Below are 16,004 nucleotides of genomic sequence, written 5' to 3' on the forward strand. Positions count from 1 at the left end.
TCTAGGCCACCGCTTGGATGACCCCCATCGCCGCCAGGCCCGCGACCACCACGACGCGCATCAGCCGCTCGCCCGACCGCAGGCTCGGCCAGGCGAGGAAGGCCAGCCAGCCGATGAACGCCGCAAGCGCCACCAGCAGCACCCCGCCCAGCGGCCCCGACAGCAGCAGCCCCGCGATGAACACGCCCGCCATCGCCACCGGGAGGATCCACCGCGGCGCCTGGTGCAGCCACACCAGCGGAACCGCACTGGCCTGCTCGATGCTCCGGCGCAGCTGTCCCGCGCCGGGAGTGAAGAAGGACTCGCCCTTCGGCAGCGGGCGCCCCGCCCGCCGGAACCCGTCGTCGCGCTCGCCCGCCACGCGCATCCTCCGCACATTCGCCGTCCCTGCGTGCGAAGCCTACTCTGCGGCCCTCGCTAGGATGCATCGTCAGGAGGGGAACAGCGGCGACGCATGATCCTTACCGGACGTTCACGCGTCCCGCCTTAGAGTAGTCCGGCGAACGCCGGCCCGGTGAGCGCCGACCGCGCGGACCGCGCCTTCCGTCGGCGCCACCCCCGCGTCCCCGTCGCGCCCGCTCCGCAGAAGACCAACCGGGAGACTGTTTTTCCGTGCCGAAGCTCAGCGTCATCGTCGCCTTCGACGTCACCGAGCCGCATCTGCGCCCCACTCTGGACTCCCTTTCAGGGCACAGCGCAGGCGGCCGCGACCTGGAGATCGTCCTGGTCCCCCTGGCACCGGGGGACGGGACCGCCGACCGCGGGCAGGACGCCCGCGAGCACGATCGGGCCGAGGAGCCCCCCGAGGGCGAGGGCGCCGACGACGAGTCCGCCGCGGCCGAGGCCGACGACGAGCAGGAGGAGGGCGAGGAGTCCTCCGCGTCCGGCGAGGGCGAGGACGGCGAGGCGGTCGGCCCCGTACGCGAGGAGGGGACGGCCACCGCCGAGGAGTTCGCCGCCGCACCGCCCGAGGGCGCCGCGGCCGTGCTGCTCCGCGAGCCCGCCGCCGGGCGTGCGGCGGCCCGCGCCGCCGGGGCCGCCGCCTCCTCCGGCGACCTGCTGATGTTCCTCGACGGCGGCGACACCCTGCCCGGCTACGCCCTGGCCTACCTGGCCGACTCCCTGGACTCCTCCGGCTCCCAGGTCGCCACCGGCAACGTGTACCGCTTCAACGACCTGGGCGCCCGGCCCTCCTCGCGGCACCGCAAGGTCTTCGGCAAGCACCGCACCGGCGTCGACGTGCACGCCACCTCCTCGCTGCTGCGGGACCGCCTGTTCGGCAACAAGCTCTGGCGCCGCGACTTCTGGGAGTCCCTGCCCGACCTGGGCCTGGACGACGCCGACGAGGACCTGGCCGTGGTGCGCGCGCTCTTCGCCGCCGCCGCCGTCGACGTGCTCCCCGCCCCGGTGCTGCTGCGCCGCGACCGGGCCGAGGGGCCGCCGCTGAGCGAGACCGCCGTGCTCGACCGGCGCCTGCGCGCCGTCGCCGCGCTGTCCACCTCGCTGTCGGCCTCCGACCGCGACCTGTGGGACGGGCACGCGCTCCGCAACGACGTGCGCTCGGTCCTGCTCAAGCTCGACGACGCCGACGACGAGGGCCGCGCCCGCTTCCTCGACCTGGCCGCCGACCACCTGTCGGCGACCTCCCCGGCGGTGGTCGACGGGCTGGCCCCGCTGCACCGCCTCAACCTCCACCTGGTGCGCCGCCGCGACCTGGACCGCCTGCTGGAGGCCGTCACCTTCCAGAAGAGCGTGGAGCTGAAGAAGGCCCCGGTGGTCCGCCGCGGCCTGCACTACTTCGTGCGCTACCCCTTCTTCGAGGACCCCGCCGCCGGAGTGCCGCGCGAGGTCTACCGGCTGCAGTCGGAACTGAAGGTCCGGCAGAAGACCGAGCGGGTGGAGTGGCGCGGCGGCAGGCTCGTCGTCGGCGGCCGCGTGGGCGTGCTCAACCTGCGCGCCGGGCGCCGCTGGCAGCAGCAGCTCGTGGCCTTCGCCGTCAACGCCGACACCGGCCGCCGCATCCCCGTGCCGGTCAAGGTGCTGCGCGCCGCCGAGTACCGGCTGCCCGACGTGCCCGACGCCGCCCGCCACGACTACGGCGGCTTCGAGATCACCGTGGACCCGGCCCGGCTGCGGCTGGCCGGCAAGTGGCGCGCCACCTCCTGGAAGCTGGAGCTGGTGGTGGTCAACCGCGGCCTGGTGCGCCGCCGCATCGTCGCCAATCCGGTGTCGGGGCCCGCCGAGCGCCCGCCCTACCGCCGCATCACCGGCGACGTGTGGCTGCGCCCGGAGTGGGACCGCGACCGCCAGCTGTCCCTGACGGTGGCCCCGGTGCGCGCCCGCGTCACCGGGCAGGGGCTGGAGGACGCCCCGGGCGGCCCGGTGCTGGCGCTGCGCGGCGAGTACGTCTCCCCGCCCGCCGCCTCCTGCACCGCCCTGCGGCTGACCCGCCGCCCCGGCACCGCCCGCCTGGAGTACCCGCTGGAGGCCGCCGACGGCGGCTTCACCGTCCGGGTGCCCGTGGCCGACCTGCTGGCCGGGGCCGTCGACGAGGGCCCGGGCCTGCTGCGCCAGGAGCGGTGGACGGCCGCCCTGGCCGCCCCCGACGGAACCTGCCTGCCGCTGGTGCTGCCGGACGAGGCCGGGACCCCCACCCACCCGGTGGGCGACGGCCGCCACGAGGTCGCCGTGCAGCGCACCGGCACCGGCCACCTGCGGCTGCGCGCCGGGTGGGCGCACCCCGTCGTGCGCGGCGCCCGCTGGGAGGACCGCGACCTGGTGCTCACCGGGCACTACGGCGCCACCTCCGACACCGAGCTGGTGTTCAAGGCGCGCGGCCGCGACGAGGAGCACCGGGTGGCCCTGGAACGCGACGGCGCCGCCTTCACCGCGCGCCTGGACCCCTCCGCCATCGCGACCCTCTCGGGCACGCTCCCGCTGCCCGCCGGCACCTTCCAGCTGTGGGCGCGCGTGGCGCTGGACGACGGCACCACCCGCGACGTCGGCGCCGAGATCGACCCGGACCTGGTGCGCGAGCTGCCGCTGCGGATGGACACCGGCGAGCGCGAGTACACCTTCGCCGACTCCGGGTTCGACACCCCGGTGCTGCGGGTGGACAGCGACCTGCGCCCCGACGAGCGCGGCTCCTTCGCCCAGCGCAGGCTGCGCGAGGAGGTCTACCCGGCGCTGCGCCGCGAGCCGGTGCGCGAGAGCGTGCTCTTCGACAGCTACACCGGCCGCCAGTTCTCCGACAGCCCGCAGAGCATCTACGCCGAGCTGCGCCGCCGCGGCGGCCGGTGGGCCGACCACCCCATGTCGTGGCTGGTCAAGGACGGGCAGGTGAACCTGCCCGAGGACCTGGAGCCGGTGCGGCACAACGGCCGCGACTTCTACGAGGCGCTGGCCCGCTCCCGCTACATCGTCACCAACTCCCGCCAGCCGGCCTGGTTCGCCCGCCGCCCCGACCAGGTGGTGGTGCAGACCTGGCACGGGTCGATGCTCAAGCGCATCGGTTTCGACATCGAGAACATCCGCGGCAAGTCCCGCGACTACCACGACAAGCTGGCGTGGGAGACGCAGCAGTGGGACTACCTGGTCTCGCCCAGCCCGTGGGCGACGCCCATCCTGCGGCGCGCCTTCCGGTTCGACGGGGAGATCCTGGAGACCGGCTACCCGCGCAACGACATCTTCTTCGCCCCGGACCGGGAGGAGATCGCCGCCCGGACCCGCCGCACGCTGGGGCTGCCCGAGGGCAAGAAGGTGGTGCTCTACGCCCCCACCTGGCGCGACGACAAGTACTACACGCGCGGCAAGCACAAGCTCGACCTGCACCTGGACCTGCGCCGGATGTACGAGAAGCTCGGCGACGACCACGTGCTGCTGGTGCGGCGCCACCCGCGGGTGGTGGACAGCGTGCCGATCGTGGGCGAGGACTTCGTCTACGACGTTTCGCTCTACCCGGAGATCATGGAGCTCTTCCTGATCACCGACGTCCTCGTCACCGACTACTCGTCGATGATGTTCGACTTCGCCAACACCGGGCGCCCGATGCTCTTCTTCACCTACGACATCGAGAGCTACCGGGACAACCTGCGCGGGTTCTACTTCGACTTCGAGGAGACCGCCCCCGGCCCGCTGCTGACCGAGTCCGACGAGGTCATCGCGGCGCTGCGGGACATCGACGCGGTGGCCGACGCCGCGGCGGACAAGTACCGGTCCTTCACCGAGCAGTTCTGCCCGCTGGACGACGGCGGGGCGGCGGCCCGCGTCGTCGACCGGGTCTTCGGCAAGGACTGACCGGCGCCGCCGAAGGGCGTACCGGCGCCGCAGGGGAGGGCGCCGCGGGCACTGGGCCCGCGGCGCCCTGCCCGCGTCCGCGTCAGGGCGCCACCGCCGAGCGCGCCGCGCGCATCACCCGGACGATCTTCTCGGCCGAGTTCACCGTGCGCACGTCTTCCGGCGGCACCGTGCCGCCGCCCATCCGCACCCGCGGGTTGCGGTGGCGCACAGGGGAGGGGACCGTGTCCATCGCCGAGAAGTGCAGCTCCCGCGCCCCGGTGCGGGCGACCAGCTCGGCGGCGTTGCCGTCGCGCACCCCGCCGCCCGGCATCACCGCGATCCGCCCGGCCGCGCGGCGCACGAGCTCGGCGATCAGCTCGGCGCCCTCCGGCGCGCTCGCCTGCTGCCCCGAGGTCAGCACCCGGTCCACCCCCATTCCGACCAGCGCCTCCAGTGTGCCCACCGGGTCGGCGCACACGTCGAAGGCCCGGTGGAAGGTGGTGCCCAGCCCCTCGGCGGACGACAGCAGCCGCTTCATCGCCTCCCGGTCGACCTCCCCGTCGGGGGTCAGGGCCCCGAGCACCACGCCGTGCGCCCCGGCGCGGGCGAACGCCCGCACGTCGCGCTCCATGGCGTCCAGCTCCCCGGAGTCGTAGACGAAGTCGCCCCCGCGGGGCCGGACGATGGGGAAGACCGCGATGCCCGGGGCGGCCTCCAGGACCGCCTCGACGGTGCCGATGCTGGGGGTCAGCCCCCCGTCGACCAGGGCGGAGACCAGCTCGACGCGGTCGGCCCCGGCGCGCTGGGCGGTGCGCGCCCCGGCGGCGCCCTCCACCACGATCTCGAAGGCCAGGGTGCCGGCGGCGGGGCCGGGGCCCACCGGGCCGCCGGGGCCGGAGGGATCGGGACCGGGGTCCGGGACGGTGCCGGTGTCAGTGTCGGTGCGCGGAACGGCGGGGTCGGTCACGGCGGGCGCCTCCTCCTGTCGCGGGTGCGGTCTAGACCAGTACACCACCCCTGCGGCCGGACCGGGCGCCGCCGCGTCGGTGGGATGATGGAGCGGTGATCGTCATCACCCGTTACACCGTCCCCGCCGAGCAGGTCGAGGACTTCCGCGCGCGTGCCGCCGAAGCGCTGCGCGTCCTCGGCGCCCGCCCCGGCTTCGTCGGCTCGCGCGTGGGCCGCGCCGCCGACGACCCGGAACTGTGGACCGTGGTCACCGAATGGGAGGGCGCCGGGTACTACCGCCGCGCCCTGTCCGACTTCGAGGCGCGCATGGCCGCGGTGCCGCTGCTCTCGCAGGCCAGGGACGAGCCGACCGCCTATGAGATCGTGAACGTCCCCACGCCCGGGGGCGCGTAAAACGGTCGCAGGGGCCGCCGCTCCCGCGTATCGTCGTGGGGAGCGGGCGCCGGGGACGGCGCCCCCGTCCGCCGGCCCCGGGACCCGCCCGGAGGGCCGGCCCCGACCGCACACCACCGAATCGCCGACGCGCGATCCGCCGACCGCCAGCCGGATGGAGAGTCAGAGAGAACATGGCCGCCAAGTCTGAGGCAATGGACAAGCTCGTCAACCTCGCCAAGCGCAGGGGTCTGGTGTACCCCTCCAGTGAGATCTACGGCGGGCTGCGCGCCTCTTGGGACTACGGCCCGCTGGGTGTCGAGCTGAAGCAGAACATCAAGCGGCAGTGGTGGAGGTCGATGGTCCAGGAGCGCGACGACATCGTCGGCCTGGACTCCAGCGTCATCCTCGCCCGCGAGGTGTGGGAGGCCTCCGGCCACGTGCAGGCCTTCGTGGACCCGCTGACCGAGTGCCAGTCCTGCCACAAGCGCTTCCGCGCCGACCACCTCATCGAGGCCTACGAGGACAAGCACGGCCGCGAGCCGGAGAACGGCCTGGCCGACATCGCCTGCCCCAACTGCGGCGCCAAGAGCTCCTTCACCGAGCCGAAGATGTTCAACGGCCTGCTGCGCACCTACCTGGGCCCGGTCCAGGACGAGACCGGCCTGGCCTTCCTGCGCCCCGAGACCGCGCAGGGCATCTTCATCAACTACCTCAACGTGCAGCAGAGCGCCCGCAAGAAGATCCCGTTCGGCATCGGCCAGATCGGCAAGTCCTTCCGCAACGAGATCACCCCGGGCAACTTCATCTTCCGCACCCGCGAGTTCGAGCAGATGGAGATGGAGTTCTTCGTCAAGCCGGGCGAGGACGAGGACTGGCACCAGTACTGGATCGACCAGCGCATGCAGTGGTACCTGGACCTGGGCGTGGGCAAGGACAACCTGCGGCTGTACGAGCACCCGCAGGAGAAGCTCTCGCACTACTCCAAGCGCACGGTCGACATCGAGTACCGGTTCGGCTTCCAGGGCGGCGAGTGGGGCGAGCTGGAGGGCGTGGCCAACCGGACCGACTACGACCTGAGCACCCACTCGGAGAAGTCCGGCGCCGACCTGTCCTTCTTCGACCAGGAGAGCAACGAGCGCTACGTCCCCTACGTCATCGAGCCGGCGGCCGGTGTCGACCGCACGATGCTGATGTTCATGCTCGACGCCTACCGCGAGGACGAGGCGCCCAACGCCAAGGGCAAGATGGAGAAGCGCTCGGTGATGGCGCTGGACCCGCGCCTGTCGCCGGTCAAGGCCGCGGTGCTGCCGCTGTCGCGCAACTCCGACCTGTCGCCCAAGGCCCGCGACCTGGCCGCCCGCCTGCGCAAGCGGTGGAACACCGAGTTCGACGACGCGGGCGCGATCGGCCGCCGCTACCGCCGCCAGGACGAGATCGGCACCCCGTTCTGCGTCACCGTCGACTTCGACACCCTCGAGGACGACGCCGTGACGGTCCGCGAGCGGGACACCATGGCCCAGGAGCGCGTCTCGCTGGACCGGGTGGAGACCTACCTGTTCGAGCGGCTGCCCGCGGGCTGCTGACCCGCGGCAGGAGAGAGGCGGCCGGACCCGGGGGGATATGGTCTCCGGCCGCCTCCGCTGCGGGTTCCCCGGCGCACACGTCCGGGAGAACCTGTTCTCACGCTAGCCCGATATGCGCCGTCGGGTAAGAGGTTTCCGCCTCGGTGCCCGCCCGTGTAAGCGAATCGTGATTCCGCGCGTGACCGGGGGCGGCGAGAACACGTCCCACAGGTGGGGCGGCGGACCGCCTCCCCGGTGCCCGCGGGGGCCACGGGGCCCATGAGGCTCAGAAGCGCCCGAGGCGGGCGGGGGCACGGCGGGGAGGCGGGCTCACGCCTGGGCGTAGACGACCATCGACACCGCGATGTAGTGGCAGACGTAGGCGGCGATGGTCAGCGAGTGGAACACCTCGTGGAACCCGAACCAGCGCGGGGCGGGGTCGGGCCGCTTGGCGCCGTAGACGACGGCACCGGCGCTGTAGAGTAGGCCCCCGGCCAGCACCAGGATCCAGGCGGCCGGGTGCATGCCCTGGACGAGCTGCGGGATGAAGAGCACCGCCACCCAGCCGATGGCCAGGTAGAGCGCGGTGGACAGCCAGCGCGGCGCGTTCAGCCAGAACATCTTGAACAGCACCCCGGCCACGGCGCCGCCCCAGATCAGCACGGTCATCGCGGTGCGCAGCGGGTCGTCGAGCACCAGCACCACGAACGGCGTATAGGTCCCGGCGATGATCAGGTAGATGTTGGCGTGGTCCATGCGGCGCAGCACCGCCACCGCTCGGGAGGACCAGCGGCCCACGTGGTAGACGGCCGAGGTGCCGAACAGCAGCACCGAGGCCAGCGCGTAGACCGCGGCGCACACGCGCGCGGCGGTGGTGGGCGCCAGGGCGGTGAGCACGATGCCCGCGGCCAGCGCGGGCGGGGCGGTGCCCAGGTGGAGCCAGCCGCGGAGCCGGGGTTTGACCGACCGCAGCAGCTCGGCCGGCCCCGTGCGCGGCGGCTGCGGCCCCCCGGTCTCGGGGGGTGCGGAACGTGCGGTCACGGCGTGCCTTCTTCCTCGGGTGGGGAGGGGCCCAGAAGGCGGCGCGGCGGCGCCGCGGGGGGCGGCCCCGGACCGACTCTACCTACGGTTCCGTAGGTTACCTACAGGTAGGAATGTGGGGTGCGGCACAGGGGGACGTGGTCTTTTTCGGGGGTCTGGGCCCCGGCGCGGCGGCCTTCGCCTGCTACCGTGCTCTCAAGCGTCCCTGACCACGCCGATCGCCTGAGTCCCGCGACCCCGTATCTTTCTTCCGACCAAGGGGAACGTCTACCCTTCCTGAACCATTGGTCTAGACCATTTAAATCCTGATGACCAGTGAAGATGTAAGGGGAGAGCGGGGAATGAAGGGCTCAGGCGGCCGGATTGGTCCACGGGCGCGACGAGATCGAGCGGTCCCGTCGGAGGAGATCCACGTGCTCACGTACGTCTACGAGTTCAGCGAAGGCAACAAGGACCTGAAGGACCTGCTGGGCGGCAAGGGCGCGAACCTCGCCGAGATGACCAACCTTGGTCTGCCGGTCCCGCCCGGGTTCACCATCACCACCGAGGCCTGCCGCGCCTACCTGGAGAGCGGCGGCATGCCCGAGGGCATGGCCGAGCAGGTCAGCGAGAAGCTCACCGCCCTGGAGGCGGCCATGGGCAAGCGGCTCGGGCAGCCCGACGACCCGCTCCTCGTCAGTGTCCGGTCGGGGGCCAGGTTCTCCATGCCCGGCATGATGGAGACCGTCCTCAACATCGGGCTCAACGACGAGTCCGTAGCCGGGCTCGCCGCCCAGTCGGGCGACGAGCGCTTCGCCTGGGACTCCTACCGTCGGCTGATCCAGATGTTCGGCAAGACCGTGCTGGGCATCGACGGCGACCTGTTCGAGGACGCCATCGAGGAGCGCAAGCGCGCCACCGGCGCCGACGGCGACCTCGACCTGGGCGCCGAGGACTTCCGCGCCCTCGTGGACGTCTTCAAGGACATCGTGCTCCAGGCCTCCGGCCGCCCGTTCCCCACCGACCCGCGCGAGCAGATGGACCTCGCCGTCCGGGCCGTCTTCGACTCCTGGAACGCCCCCCGCGCCGTGCTCTACCGGCGCCGCGAGCGCATCCCCGCCGACCTGGGCACCGCGGTCAACGTGTGCGCGATGGTCTTCGGCAACCTCGGCATGGACTCGGGGACCGGCGTCGCCTTCACCCGCGACCCGGCCACCGGCCGCCAGGGCGTCTACGGCGACTACCTGCAGAACGCCCAGGGCGAGGACGTGGTCGCCGGCATCCGCAACACCGTGCCGCTGGCCGACCTGGAGCGCATCGACAAGGCGAGCCACGACGAGCTCATGGGCATCATGCGCACGCTCGAGGAGCACTACCGCGACCTGTGCGACATCGAGTTCACCATCGAGCGCGGCAAGCTGTGGATGCTGCAGACCCGCGTCGGCAAGCGCACCGCGGCCGCCGCGTTCCGCATCGCCGACCAGCTGGTCGAGCAGGGCATGATCACCGCCGACGAGGCGATCACCCGGGTCGACGGCGACCAGCTCGCCCAGCTCATGTTCCCCCGCTTCGACGAGACCGCCCCGCGCGACGTCCTCGGCCGCGGCATGAACGCCTCCCCGGGCGCCGCCGTGGGCCGCGCCGTCTTCGACTCGGCCGCCGCCGTCAAGCGCGCCCGCGCCGGGGAGCGGGTCGTGCTCTGCCGCCGCGAGACCAATCCGGACGACCTTGAGGGCATGCTCGCCTCCGAGGGCATCCTCACCAGCCGCGGCGGCAAGACCTCGCACGCCGCCGTCGTCGCCCGCGGCATGGGCACCACCTGCGTGTGCGGCGCCGAGGAGCTCGACATCGACGTCAAGAACCGGCGGATGACCGCCCCCGACGGCCGGGTGGTGGAGGAGGGCGACCTCATCTCCATCGACGGCGGCACCGGCGAGGTGCTCCTCGGCGAGGTGCCGGTGGTCGACTCCCCGGTCGTGCGGTACTTCGACGGCACCCTCGACCCGGACGGCGAGGAGGCCGACGACCTGGTGCGGGCCGTGCACCGGGTGATGGGGCGGGCCGACGCCGACCGGCGCCTGGGCGTGCGGGCCAACGCCGACACCCCCGAGGACGCCGCCCGCGCGCGGCGGATGGGCGCCCAGGGCATCGGGCTGTGCCGCACCGAGCACATGTTCCTCGGTGAGCGGCGGCCCCTGGTCGAGCGGCTCATCCTCGCCGGGGACGGGGCCGAGCGGGACGAGGCGCTGGAGGGGCTGCTGCCGCTGCAGCGCACCGACTTCACCGGGATCCTGGAGGCCATGGACGGGCTGCCGGTCACCATCCGGCTGCTCGACCCGCCGCTGCACGAGTTCCTCCCCGACCTCACCGAGCTGTCGGTGCGGGTGGCCCTGGCCGAGGAGCGCGGCGAGAACCCCGAGAACGACCGGGTCCTGCTGCGGGCCGTCCAGCGGCTGCACGAGCAGAACCCGATGATGGGGCTGCGCGGCGTGCGGCTGGGGCTGGTCGTGCCGGGGCTGTTCACCATGCAGGTGCGCGCCATCGCCCAGGCGGCCGCCGAGCGGCTGCGGGCGGGCGGCGACCCCCGGCCCGAGGTGATGATCCCGCTGGTGGGCACCGTGCAGGAGCTGGAGATCATCCGCGAGGAGGCGGTGCGCGCGGTGCGGGAGGTCGCCGAGGAGTACGGCGTGGAGCTGGAGTTCCCGGTCGGCACCATGATCGAGCTGCCGCGGGCGGCGCTGACCGCCGGGCAGATCGCCGAGAGCGCCGAGTTCTTCTCCTTCGGCACCAACGACCTCACCCAGACCGTCTGGGGCTTCTCCCGCGACGACGTGGAGGCCTCGTTCTTCTCCCAGTACCTGGAGAAGGGCGTGTTCGGGGCGTCGCCGTTCGAGACGATCGACGTCGACGGGGTGGGGCGCCTGGTGCGCGCGGCCGCCGAGGAGGGGCGGGCCGCCCGCCCGGACCTGAAGCTGGGGGTGTGCGGCGAGCACGGGGGCGACCCGGCGTCGGTGCACTTCTTCGACCGGGTGGGGCTGGACTACGTGTCCTGCTCGCCGTTCCGGGTGCCGGTCGCCCGCCTGGAGGCGGGGCGCGCGGCCGTCAAGGAGGGGTGAACCGCGTGCGTCCGGGCCGGGGCGGGCCGGGGGAGGCCGAGGCCGGTGGCGGGCCCGTCCTGGACGCACGGAGGTGAGCGGCGGGTGAGCATCAGGTGAGCAGTGGGTGGGGGCCGGGACATCCCGGTCCCCGCTCGCCCCCGCGGCTCGGGACCCGGGGCCGGTGTCCCGAGGGCCGGTGTCCTGGGGTTCGGGCCGGGGCCGTCGCGGTTCCTGCCTCCGCCGTGGCGCCGGCCACGGTGGAGGGGCGGGGAGGGGCATGTCACGACATGAGACCTTCCCGTAATATAACCTCGACCTTCGTGGTGCGCTCCCCGTCCACTACCCTGTGGGCGCCGGACACCAGGGCCCGCGCCGGCGCGGTTGTCGGTTATGGTCGGGCGAACCACACGATCGGTCCCGGGGGTGAAGGTGCGGACAGCCGGCGAGGGACGTGCGGACGAGCCGCGCGAGGAGCGGCCCGACGGCGGCCCCCGAGAGCCCGAGGCGACCCAGGTGTTCGAGCGGACCCGGACCGTCGACCCCGAGGCCACGCGGGTCTTCACCCGCCCCGGCCCCGCCCAGGGGCCCACCCCTGAGATCATCGGTGACCTGGACGGCCTGGGCGGTACGGCCGGCCCGGACGGCGCCCGCAGGGGTGACGGGTCCGCCGGGTACGCCGACGGGGCGGGCGGGATCGGCACCGCGGCCCCGCCCGGACGGGAGGTGCCCTCCCGTCCCGAGCCGGAGCCGTGGGGCCCGGACGGGCCGGACGGCCCCGGTGATCCCCCCGACCCCTTCGACCGGGGGAGAGGCGGAGGGCGCCCGCCGCGCAGGCGCCGGCCCCGCATCCGCCTCGGGCGCATCATCGCCCTGCTCGTGGTCGCGGCCATCGCCGTCCCACCGGGCACCTGGGCGTGGGTCTGGTGGACCGCCCGCCAGGACGAGCGGCCGCCCTCCGACACGATCCTGGTCCTCGGCGCCAGCCAGTACAACGGGCGCCCCTCGCCGATCTTCGAGGCCCGGCTGGAGCACGCCGCCCACCTCTACGAGGAGGGGGTGGCCCCCACCATCGTCACCGTCGGCGGCAACCAGCCCGGTGACAACTACACCGAGGGCGGCTCGGGCCGCGACTGGCTGGTCGAGCAGGGCGTCCCCGCCGAGTCGGTCGTCGCCGTCGAAGAGGGCAGCAACACCCTGCGCAGCATGGAGGCGGTCAGCGAGGTCGCCGAGGCGAGCGGGTGGACCAGCACCGTCATCGTCACCGACCCCTGGCACAGCCTGCGCTCCCGCATCATGGCCGAGGACCTGGGGCTGGAGGCCCAGACCTCGCCCGTGCGGTCGGGGCCCGCCGTCATCGAGCGCAAGACCCAGCTCTGGTACATCACCCGCGAGACCGGGTCGCTCTGGTACTACTGGATCTTCGGTGACAGCGCCGACGCCGACCTCGAGATCGACACCGGAACCGACGCCGCCTAGCCCATGGCCCGTCCCGACGATGAGCGGGCGCCCGGCGGCTACACCGGCCGCGACCGAGAGCGCCGCACCCCCGAGCCGCCCAAGAGCAGGGCGCGTGGGCCCTTCGAGCGCGACCGGGCCCGCGTCCTGCACAGCTTCGCGCTGCGGCGGCTGGCGGCCAAGACGCAGGTGGTGCGGCCCGGGGCCAGCGACTTCCCGCGCACCCGGCTCACCCACTCGCTGGAGTGCGCCCAGATCGGGCGCGAACTCGGGGCGGCCCTCGGGTGCGACGCCGACCTGGTCGAGGCCGCCTGCCTCTCGCACGACCTCGGGCACCCGCCGTTCGGGCACAACGGGGAGCGCGCCCTGGACGCGGCGGCGGCCGCCTGCGGCGGGTTCGAGGGCAACGCGCAGAGCCTGCGCATCCTCACCCGGCTGGAAGGCAAGGTCGTCGGGGAGGACGGGGCCGGAGCAGGGCTCAACCTGACCCGGGCCACGCTCGACGCCACCATGAAGTACCCCTGGCAGCGCGGCGGGGGCGGGGGAGACGGGCGCAAGTTCAACTGCTACCCCGACGACGCGCCGGTGTTCGACTGGATCCGCAGCGGTGCCCCGGAGGGGCGGACCTGCTTCGAGGCGCAGGTGATGGACTGGGCCGACGACGTGGCCTACTCGGTCCACGACCTGGAGGACGGGCTGTACGCGGGGCTGGTGCGGCTGGACGCGCTGCACAGCCCGGCCGAGCGCGCGGCGGTGAGCGCGACCGCGTCGGGGCGCTACACGGACGCCCCGGTGGAGGAGCTGGAGGAGGCGTTCGCCGGCCTGATGGCCGAGCCGTTCTGGCCGCGCGGCTACGACGGCGGCCTGGAGTCGCTGGCGGCGCTGAAGAACCTGACGAGCGAGCTGATCGGGCGGCTGTGCCGGGCGGCCGAGGGCGCCACCCGGGCCCGGTACGGCCCGGCGCCGCTGACCCGGTACGCCGCCGACCTGGCGGTGCCCAGGCGGGCGCTGCTGGAGTGCGCGCTGCTCAAGGCGGTGGCGGCGCACTATGTGATGGACCGTTCGGAGGCGCTGGCCTACCAGGCCCAGGAGCGGGAGCTGATCGCCGAGCTGGTGGAGCAGGTGCTGCACGGCGCACCGGAGACGCTGGACCCGCCCCTGCGCCCGGCCTTCACGGAGGCGAAGGACGACGCGGCGGCCCTGCGCGTGGTGGTGGACCAGGTGGCGTCGTTGACCGATACCTCGGCTGCGGCCTGGCACGCGCGCCTGAAGGGCTGACCGAGCGGCCCTTCAGGCGGGAGCGGCCCCGCGGTGGGGGCTGCCCCGCGGTGGGGGCGGAGCCGCCACCGCCGTTCGGGGCCGCCCCCACCGCGCGGCCGGGCTAGGCGGCGTACCCGCCGTCGACCCTCAGCACAGAGCCGGTGACGTAGGAGGCCTGCGGGCTGGCGAGGAAGACGACACCTGCGGCGATCTCCTCCGGCCTGCCGTACCGCCCCATCGCCGCGGTCGGGAGGAACACGGACGCGGCCGGACCGTCGGCGGGGTTTCCTTCGGTGTCGACGAACCCGGGCTGGAGGATGTTGACCGTGATGCCCCGGTGCGCCAGATCGCGGGCCGCGCCCCGGCTGAAGCCCTCAAGGGCCGACTTCGAGCCCGTGTAGTCCGCCATCCCTTGGAAGCCCGCCCGAGTGACCGCACCCGTGCTGACGTTGACGATCCGCCCACCGTCGGGCAGCAGCGGCACCGCCGCCCGGATCGCGGCCACCACGCTGGTGTAGTTGACGGCGAGCTGCCGGTCGACGGAGGCCTGGTCGACGGGATCACCGCCGATGATGCCACCTCCCCCCACGGCGGCGTTGTTGACCAGGATGTCCAGCCTTCCGAACCGCTCGGCCACGCTGCGGATCAGGCCTGTCGCCTGCTCCGGGTCCGCCTGATCGGCCTTGAAGGCCGCCGCACGCACCCCCTTCGCCTCCAGGTCGGCGACCACGGCCTCGGCCCGATCGGCCGAGGAGGAGTAGCTGATCGCGACGTCGGCCCCCTCGTCGGCCAGCGCCAGTGCCGACGCCGCCCCGATCCCCCGCGACCCGCCGGTCACGATCGCCACCTTGCCGTCCAGCTTTCCCATGTGCTTCCCAACTTCCCTCGGTGCTCGTCCCGGTGCGACGTGCCATGGAATTCTTGACCGTGCGGTCCACCATAAGGATGGTGGACCGCACGGTCAAGAACCCGTATCCTGGTGCGCATGGCACGTCCGCGAGCGTTCGACGAGAAGCAGGTGCTGGACGCCGTCAGGGACCAGTTCTGGGACGCCGGCTACGCCGCGACCTCGCTGGAGGACCTGATGAGGGTCAGCGGCCTGGGCAAAGGCAGCCTGTACGCGGCGTTCGGCGACAAGCGCCAGCTCTTCCTCCGGGCCCTGCGCAGCTACACCGACGAGAGCCATGGCCGTCTCCGGGAAGCCCTCACCGAGGCTCCGCGGGCCCTGGACGCACTACGCGCCCTCCTCGAAGCGCCGGTCGATGACGCAATGGGGGAGGGTGTGCGGCGCGGCTGCCTGATGGCCAACAGCACCAGCGAACTCGGCAACGCCGACCCGGAGGTGCTCGACCACGCCCACCGCACCTATGAGACGTCGACCGCGCTGATCGGTGACTGCGTTGCCCGGGCCCAACGCGAAGGCGACGTGTCGGCGGAAGCCGATCCGACCGAACTCGCGCGGGCCCTCCTGGCGGCGCAACAGGGGCTCGTGTTCATGAGCCGGACCGGGATGGACGCGGCCACGCTCGCAGCCACGGCACGATCGCTCGCGGCCCAACTCCTGCCGGACCGGTCCGGCGACTGATCAGGGAGGGGCGCGGTCGCCCGGATCCCCGCGCCGGGGGAGGGGAAAGGGGGGCAGGTACCCCGCTTGAGGGCCCCGCCCGGGTGGCGGGCCACCGGGGCGCAAGGCCGCAAGGGCGGCGACGACAAAGGTGGGCGGCCCGCACCGCAGCGCTGTCGGGCGCGGCGCGTGTGCGTGGTCACCGGAGAGGGCGGCGACGGCCCGAGCAGGGCGGTTCCCGGGCCCTGCCTGCCGGGCGGCACGCCTCTCTCGGTCCGGGTGGGTGGCGGCTGGGCGGGTACCCCGCTCACGGCGCCGGCCGGGCGCCTGGTCAGCGGGGTGTGGCGTGGTCGGCGGCGACGACAAAGGGTCACGTCCCTTGGTGTGGTGTAACTTCACAAACGCACTACCCGGTGTCGCCCC

At 73.5% G+C, this 16,004-nt stretch carries 11 protein-coding genes; 7 read left to right on the forward strand and 4 right to left on the reverse strand.

Annotated elements, in window-relative coordinates; all coding sequences use genetic code 11:
- Position 1: 1 nt before the first annotated feature.
- A complete protein-coding gene (locus O4J56_RS21790; protein WP_270688215.1) occupies positions 2 to 361 on the reverse strand; it encodes a DUF6703 family protein in 360 nt (119 codons plus the stop codon).
- A 251-nt stretch (positions 362 to 612) separates the two neighbouring features.
- Between O4J56_RS21790 and O4J56_RS21795 the strand changes: the two genes are divergently transcribed.
- On the forward strand, positions 613 to 4,296 hold the full coding sequence (locus tag O4J56_RS21795) for a CDP-glycerol:glycerophosphate glycerophosphotransferase (RefSeq protein ID WP_270688217.1): 3,684 nt from the start codon (positions 613 to 615) through the stop codon (positions 4,294 to 4,296).
- An 82-nt stretch (positions 4,297 to 4,378) separates the two neighbouring features.
- Here O4J56_RS21795 and O4J56_RS21800 read toward each other — a convergent pair whose 3' ends face one another.
- Complete coding sequence (locus tag O4J56_RS21800) at positions 4,379 to 5,245, reverse strand: copper homeostasis protein CutC (protein WP_270688218.1); 867 nt, start codon at positions 5,243 to 5,245, stop codon at positions 4,379 to 4,381.
- Between the two features lie 95 nt (positions 5,246 to 5,340).
- Here O4J56_RS21800 and O4J56_RS21805 point away from each other — a divergent pair, with 95 nt between their 5' ends.
- Entirely contained in the window at positions 5,341 to 5,640 is a 300-nt protein-coding gene (locus O4J56_RS21805; protein WP_270688219.1) for an antibiotic biosynthesis monooxygenase family protein, read from the forward strand.
- Positions 5,641 to 5,813: 173 nt separating this feature from the next.
- Positions 5,814 to 7,205 (forward strand): glycine--tRNA ligase, encoded by a 1,392-nt coding sequence (locus O4J56_RS21810; RefSeq protein WP_270688221.1) that lies wholly within the window; start codon positions 5,814 to 5,816, stop codon positions 7,203 to 7,205.
- 309 nt (positions 7,206 to 7,514) lie between these two features.
- Here the strand turns inward: O4J56_RS21810 and trhA are convergent, their stop codons facing one another.
- Positions 7,515 to 8,225: a PAQR family membrane homeostasis protein TrhA gene (gene trhA, locus O4J56_RS21815; protein WP_270688223.1), complete on the reverse strand. Its 711-nt coding sequence runs from the start codon at positions 8,223 to 8,225 to the stop codon at positions 7,515 to 7,517.
- Between the two features lie 413 nt (positions 8,226 to 8,638).
- Here trhA and ppdK point away from each other — a divergent pair, with 413 nt between their 5' ends.
- The 3 genes from ppdK (at position 8,639) to O4J56_RS21830 (ending at position 14,035) form a co-directional block, all read left to right on the forward strand.
- Positions 8,639 to 11,320 (forward strand): pyruvate, phosphate dikinase, encoded by a 2,682-nt coding sequence (ppdK, locus tag O4J56_RS21820; protein ID WP_270688225.1) that lies wholly within the window; start codon positions 8,639 to 8,641, stop codon positions 11,318 to 11,320.
- Between the two features lie 405 nt (positions 11,321 to 11,725).
- A complete protein-coding gene (locus O4J56_RS21825) occupies positions 11,726 to 12,778 on the forward strand; it encodes a YdcF family protein (protein WP_270688226.1) in 1,053 nt (350 codons plus the stop codon).
- A gap of 3 nt (positions 12,779 to 12,781) precedes the next feature.
- Positions 12,782 to 14,035, forward strand: coding sequence for a deoxyguanosinetriphosphate triphosphohydrolase (locus O4J56_RS21830; protein WP_270688228.1), 1,254 nt, complete (start codon positions 12,782 to 12,784; stop codon positions 14,033 to 14,035).
- Between the two features lie 103 nt (positions 14,036 to 14,138).
- On the opposite strand, the gene O4J56_RS21835 is transcribed toward O4J56_RS21830, so the two are convergent.
- The gene (locus O4J56_RS21835) at positions 14,139 to 14,885 is read right to left on the reverse strand and encodes an SDR family NAD(P)-dependent oxidoreductase (protein ID WP_270688230.1); all 747 of its coding nucleotides are present in this window, start codon (positions 14,883 to 14,885) and stop codon (positions 14,139 to 14,141) included.
- Between the two features lie 117 nt (positions 14,886 to 15,002).
- Between O4J56_RS21835 and O4J56_RS21840 the strand changes: the two genes are divergently transcribed.
- Positions 15,003 to 15,602 (forward strand): TetR/AcrR family transcriptional regulator, encoded by a 600-nt coding sequence (locus tag O4J56_RS21840; RefSeq protein ID WP_270688232.1) that lies wholly within the window; start codon positions 15,003 to 15,005, stop codon positions 15,600 to 15,602.
- Positions 15,603 to 16,004: the final 402 nt, after the last annotated feature.

Origin of the sequence: Nocardiopsis endophytica (assembly GCF_027706725.1) — a bacterium.
Classification (GTDB): domain Bacteria; phylum Actinomycetota; class Actinomycetes; order Streptosporangiales; family Streptosporangiaceae; genus Nocardiopsis_A; species Nocardiopsis_A endophytica.

Coding starts and splice junctions, on each gene's coding strand:
- O4J56_RS21810 (WP_270688221.1), top strand. CDS start 5,814: ATGGCCGCCAAGTCTGAGGCAATGGACAAGCTCGTCAACCTCGCCAAG.
- O4J56_RS21830 (WP_270688228.1), top strand. CDS start 12,782: ATGGCCCGTCCCGACGATGAGCGGGCGCCCGGCGGCTACACCGGCCGC.
- O4J56_RS21840 (WP_270688232.1), top strand. CDS start 15,003: ATGGCACGTCCGCGAGCGTTCGACGAGAAGCAGGTGCTGGACGCCGTC.
- O4J56_RS21835 (WP_270688230.1), bottom strand. CDS start 14,885: ATGGGAAAGCTGGACGGCAAGGTGGCGATCGTGACCGGCGGGTCGCGG.